The organism is Methylomonas sp., from assembly GCF_023228165.1.
GTDB lineage: Bacteria > Pseudomonadota > Gammaproteobacteria > Methylococcales > Methylomonadaceae > Methylomonas.
Map to the genome: position 1 here is coordinate 77,839 of NZ_JALOBS010000018.1, position 14,838 is coordinate 92,676.

The 14,838-nt window shown below is 52.3% G+C and carries 10 protein-coding genes; 8 read left to right on the plus strand and 2 right to left on the minus strand.

Going from position 1 to position 14,838, the window contains the following annotated elements:
• Positions 1–164: 164 nt before the first annotated feature.
• A complete protein-coding gene (locus tag M0R33_RS14525) occupies positions 165–1,760 on the minus strand; it encodes a tetratricopeptide repeat protein (RefSeq protein WP_292570599.1) in 1,596 nt (531 codons plus the stop codon).
• 4 nt (positions 1,761–1,764) lie between these two features.
• Positions 1,765–1,920 (minus strand): hypothetical protein, encoded by a 156-nt coding sequence (locus M0R33_RS14530; protein WP_292570602.1) that lies wholly within the window; start codon positions 1,918–1,920, stop codon positions 1,765–1,767.
• Between M0R33_RS14530 and M0R33_RS14535 the strand changes: the two genes are divergently transcribed.
• The 8 genes from M0R33_RS14535 to M0R33_RS14570 all read left to right on the plus strand — a co-directional run bounded on the left by M0R33_RS14535 (position 1,919) and on the right by M0R33_RS14570 (position 14,807).
• Positions 1,919–5,023, plus strand: coding sequence for an efflux RND transporter permease subunit (locus tag M0R33_RS14535; RefSeq protein WP_292570605.1), 3,105 nt, complete (start codon positions 1,919–1,921; stop codon positions 5,021–5,023). The genes M0R33_RS14530 and M0R33_RS14535 overlap by 2 nt on opposite strands.
• 350 nt (positions 5,024–5,373) lie before the next feature.
• A complete protein-coding gene (gpmI, locus tag M0R33_RS14540; protein ID WP_292570609.1) occupies positions 5,374–7,017 on the plus strand; it encodes a 2,3-bisphosphoglycerate-independent phosphoglycerate mutase in 1,644 nt (547 codons plus the stop codon).
• Between the two features lie 416 nt (positions 7,018–7,433).
• Entirely contained in the window at positions 7,434–7,745 is a 312-nt protein-coding gene (locus M0R33_RS14545; protein WP_292570612.1) for a DUF1778 domain-containing protein, read from the plus strand.
• Between the two features lie 79 nt (positions 7,746–7,824).
• Complete coding sequence (locus M0R33_RS14550; RefSeq protein WP_292570614.1) at positions 7,825–8,199, plus strand: GNAT family N-acetyltransferase; 375 nt, start codon at positions 7,825–7,827, stop codon at positions 8,197–8,199.
• Between the two features lie 111 nt (positions 8,200–8,310).
• Positions 8,311–10,656 (plus strand): EcoAI/FtnUII family type I restriction enzme subunit R, encoded by a 2,346-nt coding sequence (gene hsdR / locus M0R33_RS14555; protein WP_292570616.1) that lies wholly within the window; start codon positions 8,311–8,313, stop codon positions 10,654–10,656.
• Positions 10,657–10,777: 121 nt separating this feature from the next.
• A complete protein-coding gene (locus M0R33_RS14560; RefSeq protein WP_292570619.1) occupies positions 10,778–11,119 on the plus strand; it encodes an endonuclease domain-containing protein in 342 nt (113 codons plus the stop codon).
• Positions 11,120–11,262: 143 nt separating this feature from the next.
• Positions 11,263–12,732, plus strand: coding sequence for a class I SAM-dependent DNA methyltransferase (locus tag M0R33_RS14565; RefSeq protein WP_292570622.1), 1,470 nt, complete (start codon positions 11,263–11,265; stop codon positions 12,730–12,732).
• A gap of 206 nt (positions 12,733–12,938) precedes the next feature.
• Positions 12,939–14,807 (plus strand): restriction endonuclease subunit S, encoded by a 1,869-nt coding sequence (locus tag M0R33_RS14570; protein ID WP_292570625.1) that lies wholly within the window; start codon positions 12,939–12,941, stop codon positions 14,805–14,807.
• Positions 14,808–14,838 lie beyond the last annotated feature (31 nt).

The following is a 14,838-nucleotide window of genomic DNA, read 5'->3' on the forward strand; positions in this document are numbered from 1 at the left end:
AGACTCTATTGCTAAAGCATGGCATAAGGTCGTTCGCAATAACCCACAAAAATCTATCTTAGCATGCGACTGGAAAGAAAGGCGAAGCGGTATTTATCAGTAACTAACCGTTACACCGCTGATGGCGAAGCAGTTTTCGGGCGGTTTTTGGACGCCGAACAGCATCAAGCGGTACCGGGTTTAATATCGAATGCCACGCAGACTCTTTCCTGGTTCGATTGAAACGGAATAGTGCGGTGGAACAGCGATGAAGGGAATAAAACCAAATCGCCGACCGCCTGATCCACAATCCGGCTGGGAAAGTCGTCATGCAGACGCGGGTAATCGTCCCCGTCGGTGCCGTATTCGAAACTGCCTTCGTGTCCCGCGCCCTTATCGGGTAATTGTAAGTACACGCAGCCGCTGATCCAGCCTTCTTCGTGGATATGCGAGGTCAGATAACCGCCCTGTTGCATGCGTAAATACCAGGAACTGGCAAATTCCAGGTTTTTCGGAAACAGCCGGATCAGGTTGTCGTTACTGCCGGCGAACTGCTTTTGATAGGCCTTGACTTTGGCGCGTATCAACGCAGCCAGTTTTTGAAACGACGGCTCTGCCCGTTGCAGTAAATTGCCTGCCGATTGCATGCCGTAATACAAACGGCCTTGTTTGCGTTCGGCAATGGCCAGATGGGTGATGTCGTTTAAGAGTTCATTTAATAACGGGCTGTCCGGGTTAGAGAGTTCTTCAATGCGGGTGTGCTGCACGAAATCCATCGGACTTTTGCAGAATCGATAATTGTTTTCCCGCCGAAAATTGATGGCGTAATGGGTGGACAGGGTGCCCAACAGGATGGAGTGGTGGCGGGCGGTTTTTACCTGTTCGTCCAGGCGCTGCTTAAAGGCTTCGAATTGGCCGGTTTTATACAGGCATTGCAATACCCGCTCCTGGGCATCGGCAAAGTCGGAAGCGGCGAAGTAGGGCGCGGCTTCCTCGAGCTGGCCGCCCAGGCAATAGCTTTCTCCCAAGTTGTAATTGGCGCGGGCATGTTGTGGTTGAGCCTTTAAGGCTTGCCGATAACTGCGCACTGCTTCGTCCATATCGCCCTGGTCGCGGTAAATTTCGCCGATATCGTTCCAGGCATCGGCAAAGTGCGGCTCCAAGCGCAAGGCTTCCTTGAATTCCCGCAGGGCCGCCTGGTGTTCGCCTTGTCCGTACAAGGTCGTGCCCAGATTGAAATGTCCGCGGGCGTCGTTATTCAGCGCCAAGGCCTGGCGGTAGCAATGCTCTGCCGCTTGCGGATCGCCGCGCAGCTGCAACACCGTGCCCCAATTGACCCAGGCTTCGAAAAAGCCCGGTTGCTGCTGCACGGCCTGTTGATAATGTTTGGCGGCTTCCGGTAACTGGTTTTGCTGCTGCAACAACGCGCCCAGATTAAAATGGGCCACGCTGAAATCGGCCTTCAGTTGCAAGGCTTTACGGTAACTGGCCATGGCGGCCTTGACATCATTCAACTGGGTATAAATAGCCCCGAGGTTGAAGTGCAGTTCGGCAATCCGTGGGTCTAGGGTCAGAATTTTACGAAACGTGGCGGCCGCCTCGCGTAATTTGCCTTGGCCTTGCTGGCACATAGCCAACAGATTCAACACGGCCGCCGATTTGGGGTGGCGCGTCGATAAGGCCAAGGCCCGATGTTCCGCCAAGGCTAATTGGCCGTTCTGGTATAAATGATGCAGGGCCTGCAATTCGCCGGGCTGAGGGTGTTTAGGTAATGGCTTCATTGAGTCAATGGGCTACAAACTGACAAGACTGTTTCAGGATAACGTAAGCTGTTTTAAACGCCAAGCGGCTATTGCTGAAAGCAGCTTGCAGGCCAACATAGACCCGCACCCGTCCGACAAGGCACAATACGCGCTGGTTGATATTGGTCGGTTTATACATGCTTGCTACTCTAATTCGCTTTTCCATACGCTATTCCGGCGTCGTCGTCGCCCTGGCCGTATTGCTGATGGCCTTCGGCGTCTACCGGTTTATGAGTGCGGGACTGGATATTTTTCCGGAATTCGCCCCCAAACGGGTGATTATTCAAACCGAAGCGCCCGGCTTGGCGGCCGAGCAGGTGGAAGTGCTGGTGACGTTGCCCATCGAAACCGCTATCCGTTCCTTGATAGGTCTGGAAGCCTTGCGCTCGGAATCGATACAGGGCTTGTCCATCATCACCGCTACCTTTGCCGAAGACAGCGATATTTATCGTAATCGCCAGTTGGTGAGCGAGCGGCTGGCCAGCGTGGGGCAGCATCTGCCGGCGGGTATCGGTACGCCGGTAGCCGTGCCGTTGTCCTCGTCTTCTTCTACCGTGCTGACGATTGGCTTGAGTTCGGACAGTCAATCGATGATGGAGTTACGCAGCATGGTGGATTGGAGTTTGGCGCCCCGCTTGTTGGCTGTGCCAGGGGTGGCCGATGTGAATGTATTCGGCGGCGACGTGCGGCAACTGCAGGTACAGGTAAGGCCGGAGGCTTTGCAGCGCTTTAACCTGAGTCTGGACGAAGTGGTTGCCGCTGCCGGCGGGGCAGCGCAAATCAGCGGGGCCGGGTTTATTGAAAACAGCAATCAACGCTTTACGCTGCAAGTCAGCGGGCAGCCGGCCAGCCCCGAGCAATTTAAAAGTCTGGTGGTGAAGCGCCAAAACGGCAGCAGTATTACCTTAGCCGATGTGGCGGATATTCAATACGCCGCCGCGCCGCCGATCAGCGCCGCCCAAATCATGGGCAAACCCGGGGTGGTGCTGATGATAATCGGCCAGTTCGGCGCCAATACCTTATCGGTGTCGCGGCAGGTGGAAAACGTGTTGGCAGGATTTGCACCTTTGTTTAAACAGCAGGGGGTGGACTTTTACTCGCACCTGTTCCGGCCGGCCGATTACATCGAGACTTCGGTACACAATCTGGCCGGCCACTTGTTGTTCGGCGGTTTGTTTGTAGTGGTGATTTTGTACCTGTTTTTATTCAATTTTCGCAGCGCGTTTATCGCTGCACTGGCAATACCGTTGTCGTTGATCTCGGCGGTGATCGTGCTGCTGGAGATGGGTGTCAATCTAAATATCATGGTGTTGGGCGGCTTGGCGATAGCCTTGGGCGAAGTGGTCGACGACGCCATCATCGACACCGAAAACATCTTTCGCCGGCTGCGGGAAAACCAGCGTAAACCACGACCGACCGGCATTGCCGAAGTCATCCAGCAGGCTTCCCTGGAAGTGCGCGGTTCGGTGGTCTATGCCAGCTTTATCGTCGCCCTGGTATTCGTGCCGTTATTGACCTTGAGCGGCGTGGCCGGGCGCTTGTTTTCGCCCTTGGGCTATTCCTATATTCTGGCGATATTAATGTCGTTGCTGGTGGCGCTGACGTTGACGCCGGCCTTATGCCATTTATTGCTAAAACGCAATTTATCGCAAGATATCGATCCGCCGTTGATCAAGCGGCTGAAACCGCTGTATGCCCAGCAATTGCAATGGGTAATGCGGCACTTCAAAGCGGTTGCCCTGAGCTGTTTGCTGCTGTTTCTGCTGGGCGTGCTGGCCTTTTTACGCCTGGACCACAAGTTTCTGCCGGAACTGCGCGAAGGTCATTTCATCGTGCACACCGCCAGCGTGCCCGGCACCTCCTTGACCGAATCGATCCGGGTCGGCAGCTTGTTGACCGAACAATTTCTGGCCGTCGAGGGGGTGGAATCGGTATCGCAGTGGGCGGGCAGGGCGGAACGCGGTGCCGATACCTATGGCAGTCATTACAGCGAATACGAAGTCAGGCTAAAACCGTTATCCGGTGCCGGCCAACAACGGGTATTGGAAGATTTGCGCGATATTCTGGACCACTTCCCGGGTATTCATTACGAAGCCAATACCTTTTTGACCGAACGGGTGGACGAAACCATTTCCGGCTATACGGCGCCGGTGGTGGTGAATATTTTCGGCAACGATTTGGCCGCGCTGGATGCTAAAGCCCAGGCCGCGGCAAAAATTATCCAAACCATACCCGGTGCGGTCGATGTGCAAATGCGTTCGCCGCCGGCCACCTCGATACTGGATGTGCGCTTGAATCTGGACCAGTTGCAATTTCGCGGCATTAGTCCGGCGCAGGTCATGCTGGCGCTGGAAACCGCATACGAAGGCCGTATCGTCGGCAAAAACATTCAAGGCAACCGGATTTTCAATGTGGCAGTGACCTTGCCGCCCGAGTTGAAAACACGGGCCGATTCCTTGCGACAAATTGCGTTAAAAAATGCCGATGGCGAGCGGGTCTTGCTTGGACAGGTGGCCGAGATTCGTCATAGCGAAGGTCGTTACAACATTCTGCACCAAGGCGGGTTAAGGGCGCAGAGCGTTACCTGCAATGTCGAGGGACGCGATATGGACGCCTTCATGCGAGAACTGAAAAGCCGGTTATTAAACGATATCGTCTGGAGCAGCGATAGCTATCCGGAATTTATCGGTGCGGCAATTGAGCAGGCCAAGGCCCGTCGGACCTTGATCTTGCAATCGCTAATGGCGGGAGCCGGCGTATTGGTTTTTATTTATATCGCACTGGGCAGCATGCGGCATATGCTGCTGACTTTGGTAAATCTGCCGTTTGCCTTGCTGGGCGGCGTGCTGGCGGTGGTGTTGACCGACGCGGCCTTATCGGTGGGTTCGTTTGTCGGTTTTGTGACCTTGTTCGGTATTACCGTGCGCAACTGTATCATGTTGATTTCGCATTACCGGCATCTGATTGAGCGCGAAGGTCAGAGCTGGTCGGCGGCGACGGCGTTGCGCGGTGCGCAGGAGCGGCTGCCGTCCATCCTAATGACCGCGCTGGTTACCGCGTTGGCCATGCTGCCGGTGGCCTTCGACAGCGACAATCCGGGGCGGGAAATCATGGGGCCGATGGCGGCCATCATCATCGGCGGTTTGGTGTCGTCGACGCTGTTGAATCTGCTGTTGTTGCCGGCGATATTGTTACGGTATGGGCGGTTCGAAGTACGGGCCAATTCGCCATACCCAGTATGAGATGGGTAAATGAATAAGGATACGGTCAAAAATAACTTTCCGGAATTCGGCTTACTGCGAATCACACGATTATTGTCCCTTCTTTGATAAAGAGGGGTAGGGGGGGTAAATAAATCCCCTTCGATCCCCCTTTTTTAAAAGAGGGAAGTCATTGTTAGCAAAATCCAACCGTCTAACGTCAGTCCAGGCTGTCCGACGTGCTTCGCCGGTATTCGGCATATTCGACGTTTTTCGATTATTACATTCAAGCTGGCCTAGGTAAGCGGCATAAATGGTAAAATAGGCCGCTGATCGCCTCTACGGCCCTGTTATACATCCATCTTTTGACTTTTCACTCACTCGATAATCCTATGAAATTAGAAAAATCCTCCCGTTTTTCCGCTTGTTCCGGCCCCGTCGTTACCATTGTGCTGGATGGTGTCGGCATTTCTCCGCGCGAAGACGGCGATGCGGTCAAGACCGCCCGTACTCCGACTCTGGACCGGTTGATTGCAAGCTATCCGATGACCACATTGCTGGCGCACGGCAAAGCGGTCGGCATGCCTAGCGACGACGACATGGGTAATAGCGAGGTCGGTCATAACGCCATGGGCGCGGGCCGCGTGTTCGCCCAAGGCGCTAAACTGGTAGCGGAATCCATCACCAGCGGACACCTGTGGCAAGGCCAAGCCTGGCACGATGTCGTCGCTACCGCCAAACAAGGCGGCACCCTGCATTTCCTCGGCCTGTTTTCCGATGGTAACGTACATTCTCACATCGACCATTTGAAGGCGATGCTGGAACAAGCTAAAACCGAAGGCGTGGCTAAGGCACGCATTCATATTTTGCTGGACGGCCGCGATGTCGGCGAGACCTCGGCGCTGGATTATGTCGATCCGTTTGAAGCCTATCTGGACAGCTTGCGTAGTCCGGAATTCGACGTGGCGATTGCCTCCGGCGGCGGTCGCATGAGCATCACCATGGACCGCTACGAAGCGGACTGGAGCATGGTCAAACGCGGCTGGGATATTCATGTGCGCGCCGAAGGCCGGCAATTTGCCAACGCTCACCAGGCTATCGAAACCTACCGTAACGAAGCCCATGTCATCGATCAGGGTTTGCCCGGTTTCGTCATCGCCAAAAACGGCCAACCGTTAGGTCCTATCGTCGATGGCGATGCGGTAGTGTTCTTTAACTTCCGCGGCGACCGCTCCATAGAAATTTCCCGCGCCTTCATTGAAGAAGAATTTGCCCCGTTCGAACGTGGCCCGCTGCCCAAAGTTACCTATGCCGGCATGATGCAGTACGACGGCGACACCCATTTGCCGCCGCGCTTTCTGGTGGAACCGCCGGCCATCGACAGAACCATGGGCGAATATTTGGCCAAAAGCGGTGTTTCCCAATACGCCATCAGCGAAACCCAGAAATTCGGCCACGTCACCTATTTCTGGAACGGCAACCGCTCCGGCAAATTCGATGACGCACTGGAAACCTATGTGGAAATCCTTAGCGACGTGGTGCCTTTCGAACAACGCCCGTGGATGAAATGCGCCGAAATCACCGACGCACTGATAGACGCTATTCGCAGCGGCAAACACCGCTACCTGCGGGTTAACTATGCCAATGGCGACATGGTCGGCCATACCGGCAATTTCGAGGCGGCGGTTACCGCCATGCAAGGCCTGGATTTGCAATTGGCTCGGCTGATACCCGTCATTTTGGCCGCCAACGGCACGGCGATTATCACCGCCGACCACGGCAACGCCGATGAAATGTACGAACTGGATAAAAAAGGCAAGGTAACCCGTAACGCGGAAGGCCGCACCAAGGCCAAAACCTCGCACACGTTAAACCCAGTACCGTTCGTGTTGGTTTCCGCCGATACGAATCCAGGCTATAAACTACGCCAGGATTTACCGGCGGCGGGCCTGTCCAATCTGGCCGCCACCACCTTGAACCTGCTGGGCTTTGAAGCACCGACAGATTACGATGCCAGCTTGATCGAAGCGGTCTAAAGCCATAAAGCGAGTCGGGTAGCGTGGGCACGGTTTTTGTGTCCACGCGGAATTGAGGCTTGAATAAACGATGTTTAGCCGGGTTCCCACGCGCAGCGTGGGAACCCAGATTTCGCCGCGCTGCGGCGAGAAAGTCGGGTAGTCGGGTAGGGTGGGCACGGTTTTTGTGCCCACAATGCAGCGCTGCGACTAATAGCTAGACAAAGAGCGGCGACTTTGGTCACGGGCAAAAACCGGTCAAAACGCCACCATCCCAATCTATCCCCGTAAGATATTGCTAGCCAATCCGCCCATATTAAAGGTATCTGATGTAGTGCGGTCGGCGTCTGATACTGACACTACCTTCTTGTTGTGGCGTCATTTTGGTGACAGCGTTATACTGAGCAGAACATTCCGTTTAAACGCAGGTAAACACTATGGAACACGCCACAGCCAAGCAAGACCGTATCGGCGCTCGTGTCCCGCATGAGGTTTACCAAACATTGTGTCGTGCCGCCGAACTGAGCGGCGCCACGGTCAATCAGTTTTTAGTGCAGTCGGCTTTAAAAGAAGCTCAGGCCGTTATCGAGCGCGAAGAAGTGATCCGTTTGTCCCCTCGCGACTGGAATTGGTTGCTTGATCTGATGGAAAACCCGTCGCAACCCAACGCCAAGCTGCAGGCCGCTATGCAGCGCTATCGAGATGCCAAACAAAACGATGCGGATAATACCTTTAACTGGGGACCATGATAGTCAAAGGTTTGATTGCGGCTGCGAAGAACTGAATGACTGGTTGCGAAAGGTTGCTCGCCAGCATCAGGACAAAGGCTTGTCCAAAACCTTTGTGGCTATCGACGAAGCCAAGCCAACTGAAATCTGTGCTTATTACGCACTCACACTAGCCGAACTTGAAAATCGCCATCTGCCTGACGCGTGGCGCAAGAAACTGCCTCGCCGCATACCTGGTGTGCGATTGGGTCGGTTAGCCGTCGACCAGACGTTCCAAAATAAAGGGCTGGGGGAGTTGCTATTGATTGATGCCTTGATGCGCGCGCGGCCTATTCACAGCGAGGCAGGCGGCATCGGCTTGTTTGTCGACGCCATCGATGAATCAGCGGCTGGTTACTATCGACGCTTTGGATTCGAAGTGTCCCCGGACAATCCGCTGTTGCTATTCTTGTCTAGCACAGCAATTGACAGGTAAAGGAGATACAACAATGATTTCTGACCGCACACACTGGAACTTAAGGTTTCCACCAGCAAATAAGCATTGGTGCTCATACCATTGTTGCGACTCAAATTAGGACTTTTCCCAATGGACTGCAAAGATAAAAAAGCCCTTAGCGAAACCGACATCTGCGATTTGTTCATTACCCCCGCTATCCGCGATGCCGGTTGGGATGCCATGCGGCAGATCAGACGAGAAGTGACCTTAACCCCTGGCCCTATCGTCGTTAGAGGCAATATATCCTCGCGCAATAAGAAGAAGAAAAAATTCGCCGACTATGTGCTGTACTGGGAGCCTAGCGTACCGGTGGCAGTGGTCGAGGCCAAAGACAACAAACACACAGTCAGTCACGGCCTGCAACAAGCCTTGGGTTATGCAGACATTCTGCAAGTACCCAGCGCCTTCAGCTCTAACGGCGACGCCTTTGCTGCACATAATAAAGTACCCTCCGAGGGCGAAGACATCGAAACAGAACTGTCGCTAACCGCATTCTTGTCACCTGAGCAACTTTGGCAACGCTACAAACAATTTCGCGGCATAGCCGACCAACACGAAAAGCTGGTCATTCAACCCTATTACGAAGACAGTTCCAGCAAAGAACCCCGCTATTACCAAGTCGAAGCCATCAATCGCACCATCGAAGCCGTCGCCAACGAGCAAAATCGCGTTTTGTTAGTCATGGCCACCGGCACCGGCAAAACCTACACCACCTTCCAAATCATCTGGCGACTGTGGAAGGCCAAGCGAGTTAAACGCATCCTATTTTTGGCAGACCGTAACATTTTGGTCGATCAAACCCTAGTCAACGACTTCAAGCCGTTCGGTTCGGTGATGACCAAAATCAAAAACCGCAAAATCGACCCGGCGTACGAAATTTACCTGGGCCTCTATCAAGCCATCACCGGCCCGGCAGAAGAAGACAAAATCTTCAAAAACGTCTCGCCCGACTTTTTCGACATGATAGTCATCGACGAATGCCACCGTGGCAGCGCTGCAGATGATTCGGCCTGGCGGGAAATCCTGGATTATTTCAACGACGCCATTCAACTGGGTCTAACCGCCACCCCCAAAGAAACCAGATACGTCTCCAGCACCGATTACTTCGGCAAACCGGTTTACACCTACAGCCTCAAACAAGGCATCGAAGACGGCTTTCTCGCACCCTACAAGGTGGTGCGCATCGACATCGACAAGGACATCCACGGCTGGACGCCGCCGCAAGGCATGATCGACGATTTAGGCAACGCTATCGAAAGCCGCACCTACAACCAAGCCGACATGGATCGAATTTTGGTACTCAACCAGCGCACCAAGCTGGTGGCCAAACGCGTGATGAAATACCTGTTGGCGACCGACCCTTACGCCAAAACCATCATCTTTTGCGAAGACATCGACCATGCCGAACGCATGCGCGTGGCCATCGTCAACGCCGCCGGCAAGTTGGCAATCGATAACCCCAAATACGTGATGCGCATTACCGGCGACAGCGTGGAAGGCAAAGCCGAACTGGACAACTTTATCGACCCGGAAAGCACATTCCCAGTCATTGCCACCACCTCGGAATTACTCACTACCGGCGTCGATGCCAAAACCTGCAAGCTGATTGTGCTGGATAAAACCATCAGCTCTATGACCGTGTTCAAACAAATCATTGGTCGAGGCACCCGTATCGACGAAGAATTCGGCAAATTCTTCTTTACCATCATGGATTTCAAAAAAGCCACCGAACTGTTTCGCGATCCGGATTTTGACGGCGAACCGGTAGTGATTTACGAACCCGACGACGAAGACGACCCCGTGCCACCCGATCCGGAACCCGAAGATGAGACCGATGGCGGTGAAATCGAAGAACCAACCGGCATTTACAAGTTCCGCGTCAGTGGCATCCCAGTCAAAATACTTGCCGAGCGGGTCGAATATCTGGGGCCTGATGGTACCCTGATTACAGAATCCTACCGCGACTTCACTCGCAAACAGATTCAGTCGGAATTCGCATCGTTAGATGATTTTCTCAACAGCTGGCATAGTGCCAAAAAGAAACAGGCCATTATCGATCTACTGGAAGACTACGGCATCGTCTTAGACAACCTAGCTGCGGAAGTCGGCAAGGATTACGGCGACTTTGACTTGATCGCCCACATCGCTTACGACCAGCCGCCGTTAACCCGTAAGGAACGCGCCAACAATGTCAAAAAGCGCAACTACTTCACCAAATACGGCGAGCAGGCCAGAGCCGTATTAACCGCCTTGCTGGATAAATACGCCGATGAAGGCATCGCCAGTATTGAAAGCGCCAAAGTGCTCAAGCTCAAACCCTTCAGCGACATCGGCACCCCGGTAGAAATCATCAACCAAGTCTTTGGCGGTAAGGATAGTTACGAATCCGCCCTCCAGGAATTAGAATGGGCGCTTTACGATAACCAATCGCGATAATGGCAGTTCCTTCTCCCTCGGGGAGAAGGTTAGGATGAGGGGAATAAAATTAATTTTAATCTCCTCACCCCGACCCTCTCCATCAGGAGAGGGGGAGGATATCGAGTTAGTAGAATAAAACATGGACTTAATCACCAACGCCCGCAGCCTCAGAAAAAACCAAACCGATATCGAAAAGTTACTTTGGCAATACTTACGTAATCGCCACCTGCTTGGACATAAATTTAGAAGGCAGTTTGCAATTGAACCTTATATCGTCGATTTTGTTTGTCTGGAGTTAAAATTGATAGTTGAACTGGACGGCGGACAACATGCAGAACAGATCGAATATGACCAGTATCGCACGCAACAACTGCAACAACGCGGCTTTAAAGTGCTGCGTTTTTGGAACAACGAAGTACTGCAAAACACCACCGGTGTTTTAGAAGTCATCAGGATGGCGATTTTAAATATTTTAGATTAACAGCTCCTTCTCCCTCCGGGAGAAGGTAGGGATGAGGGGGTCAAAAAACGCTCTGGCTTTTTAATTTCCCCTCACCCAACCCTCTCCTTTATGCCCTTTGGGTGCTCCGGAGAGGGCTTTAAAACACAGGACAAATAACCAACATGAGTAACGTTTCCGGCATCATCAAATCCATCCAAGACATCATGCGCAAAGATGTCGGCGTCGATGGCGACGCCCAGCGCATCAGTCAATTGGTGTGGATGTTTTTCTTAAAAATCTTCGATGACCGTGAAGCCGAACTGGAATTGATAGAAGACGACTACCAATCGCCATTGCCCAACCACCTGCGTTGGCGCAACTGGGCCAAAAACCCGGAAGGCATGACCGGTGACGAACTAGCCGATTTCGTCAACCTGCAACTATTCCCCACCTTAAAAGACAAACTGCCGCTGCACGGCCCCACCGGCCAGCGCGCCCAAGTGGTGCGCGACGTATTTGAAGACGCCTACAACTATATGAAGTCCGGCACCCTGATGCGGCAGGTGATCAACAAAATCTGCGAAATCGACTTCAACAACACCGCCGACCGCCACACTTTCGGCAGCATCTACGAACAAATCCTTAAAGACCTGCAAAGTGCCGGTAATGCCGGCGAGTTCTACACCCCGCGTGCCGTCACCCGTTTCATCGTCGACCGCATCGACCCCAAACTGCACGAAACGGTACTCGACCCGGCTTGCGGCACCGGCGGCTTTTTGGCTTGCACTATCGACCACAAACGCGAACATTACCGCAAAACCGGCGCAGACGAAGAAACTCTGCAAGCCTCGATTAACGGCGTCGAGAAAAAAGCCCTGCCGCACATGCTCTGCATCACCAACATGATATTGCACGGCATCGACACACCCACCAATATCCGCCACGACAACACCCTCAGCCGGCCGTATAAGGATTACAGCAACAAAGATAGAGTCGATGTCATCGTCACCAACCCGCCATTCGGCGGCATGGAAGAAGACGGCATCGAAAACAACTTTCCGGCACACCTGCGCACCCGCGAAACCGCCGACCTGTTCATGGCCTTGATCATCAAATTGCTTAAAGAGCATGGTCGCGCCGCCGTGGTATTACCGGACGGTTTTCTATTCGGCGAAGGCATGAAAACCCGCTTGAAGGAAACCTTGCTGACCGAATGCAACCTGCACACGATTGTTAGATTGCCCAACGGCGTGTTCAACCCCTACACCGGCATCAAAACCAACATCCTGTTTTTCAGCAAGGGCGGCCCCACTGAGCAGGTTTGGTATTACGAACATCCTTATCCGGACGGCGTTAAAAGCTATAACAAAACCAAACCCATGCGTTTCGAAGAATTTCAAACCGAAATCGACTGGTGGGGCGATGCCGACGACGGCTTTGCCGCCCGCGTGCAAACCGAACAGGCATGGAAAGTCTCATTCGACGACATCAAAGCCCGCAACTACAACCTGGACATCAAAAACCCGCACGTCGGCGAGCAAGTCAGCCACGACCCGGAAGAACTGTTGCAGTTATATGCCCAACAGCAACAGGAAATCGGCCAATTGCGCGAACAGCTCAAAGCCGCATTGCAGCACGCCTTGCAACGCTAACAATAAATCCCCTCTCCCAGTGGGAAAGGGCTAGGGTGAGGGTGTTTTAAATCAATGCGAAGCCGCAATGATCGACTTTTGGCAAGTGGCACAAGAATAAAGCCACAGCTTTTAATTTCCCCTCACTCCAACCCTCTCCCTTCGGAGAGGGAGCAGGCAATCCCAAGCCGAAAACTCAATTGACTATCGAACAGTAAACAATCTCAATGACCGATTTAATCAGCCAACATTTAGACCTCTGGACCACTGCCATCGTCAGCAAAAGCAGAGCAGGCCGAGGCAACAAATCCCCCTCTCCAGCGGGAGAGGGCCGGGGTGAGGGGAATCCAACCAGCACCCGCAACGCCAAGTACACCGCTTACGGCATTAAAAAACTGCGCGAATTGATTTTGGAATTGGCGGTGCGGGGGAAATTGGTGCCACAAGACCCGAATGATGAGTCGGCGAATGATTTGCTAAACCAAATTAATGACGTAAAAAATAAATTAGTCTGTGCTGGAGAAATTAAAACCCAAAAGCCATTGGATGAAATTGGCTTTGATGAAATGACATTTGAATTGCCTCATGGTTGGAAATGGTGTCGACTTGGTGAAATATGCGAGTTTGTAAATGGGTATGCTTTTAAAAGCAGTGATTTTACCGATCAAGGAATTGGTGTCGTTAAAATTGGAGATATTCAAAATGGGGAAATTGTCACTGAATCCATGTCGAGGGTAAATAAGAGTATTGCTGATGAATTAGTTGATTCCTTTATAGTAAAAAGTGGCGAAATGGTAATTGCCATGTCTGGCGCGACTACAGGTAAATTAGGATTTAATTCTACAGATGAAATTTTTTATTTAAACCAACGGGTAGGAAAGATTTCGCCTTTCATTTGTTATAGCAGATTTCTTTATTACCCATTAACAACAAAAATCCAAGAAAACTTAGCAAAGTCAATGGGTAGTGCGATTCCAAATCTAAGCACTGCTCAAATCAAAGACATAGTTTTAGCATTACCGCCGCTCGCTGAACAACACCGCATCGTCGCCAAAGTCGATGAATTGATGGCGCTGTGCGATCAACTGGAACAGCAGCAAACCGACAGCATCGCCGCCCATCAAACCCTGGTGCAAACCCTGCTCGACGCGCTTATCGCCAGGGATGGCGTGTATGCCGGAAATGCAGGAGCAATTTCCGGCAACCAAGCCGCCGACAACGCAGAATTCGAGCAAACCTGGAGCCGTATCGCCGACCACTTCGACACCCTGTTCACCACCGAGCACAGCATCGACCAACTCAAACAAACCCTCCTGCAACTCGCCGTCATGGGCAAACTAGTTCCGCAGGATCCGAATGATCAAGTGGCTAGTATATTGATAGAAAACGTTGCCCATGAAAAATCTGAATTAATCAAAGAGGGTGTTCTTAAAAATCAAAAACCACTTCCTCCGGTTAGTGAAGAAGAAATAATTTTTGAATTACCCGTTGGTTGGGCGTGGACAAGATTAAACAATCTCTCCCTACATTCTGAGGCCGGTTGGAGCCCAAACTGCGAATCTACACCGCGAGTATGTGAAAACTGGGGTGTTTTAAAAGTCAGTGCTGTGACTTGGGGTAAGTTTAATCCAGAAGAAAACAAAGCATTGCCAAAAGCACTTGAACCAAAACCAGAGTACGAAATAATGGCAGGCGATTTTTTGATTTCAAGAGCGAATACAGCCGAATTAGTTGCTCGCGCTGTTATCGTGCCAGAAAATCCACCTAGGCATTTAATGATGAGCGACAAAATAATCCGTTTTGTTTTTTCTAATAAGGTCAGTGCTGAATTTATCAATCTTGTAAACAGCAGTGATTACTCCCGAAATTACTATTCAAAAGTGGCGGGAGGCACTAGCAGCTCTATGAAAAATGTATCGAGAGAGCAAATACGAATGTTAGTGATCGCACTACCCCCTCTCGCCGAACAACACCGTATCGTCGCCAAAGTCGATGAACTGATGGCCATCTGCGACACCCTCAAAGCCCGCATCACCGAGGCACAAACCACGCAACTCCAGCTCGCCGACGCGATTGTCGAGCAAGCGGTTGCCTGAGCGAGTGTTTCTCCCTCTCCCACTGGGAGAG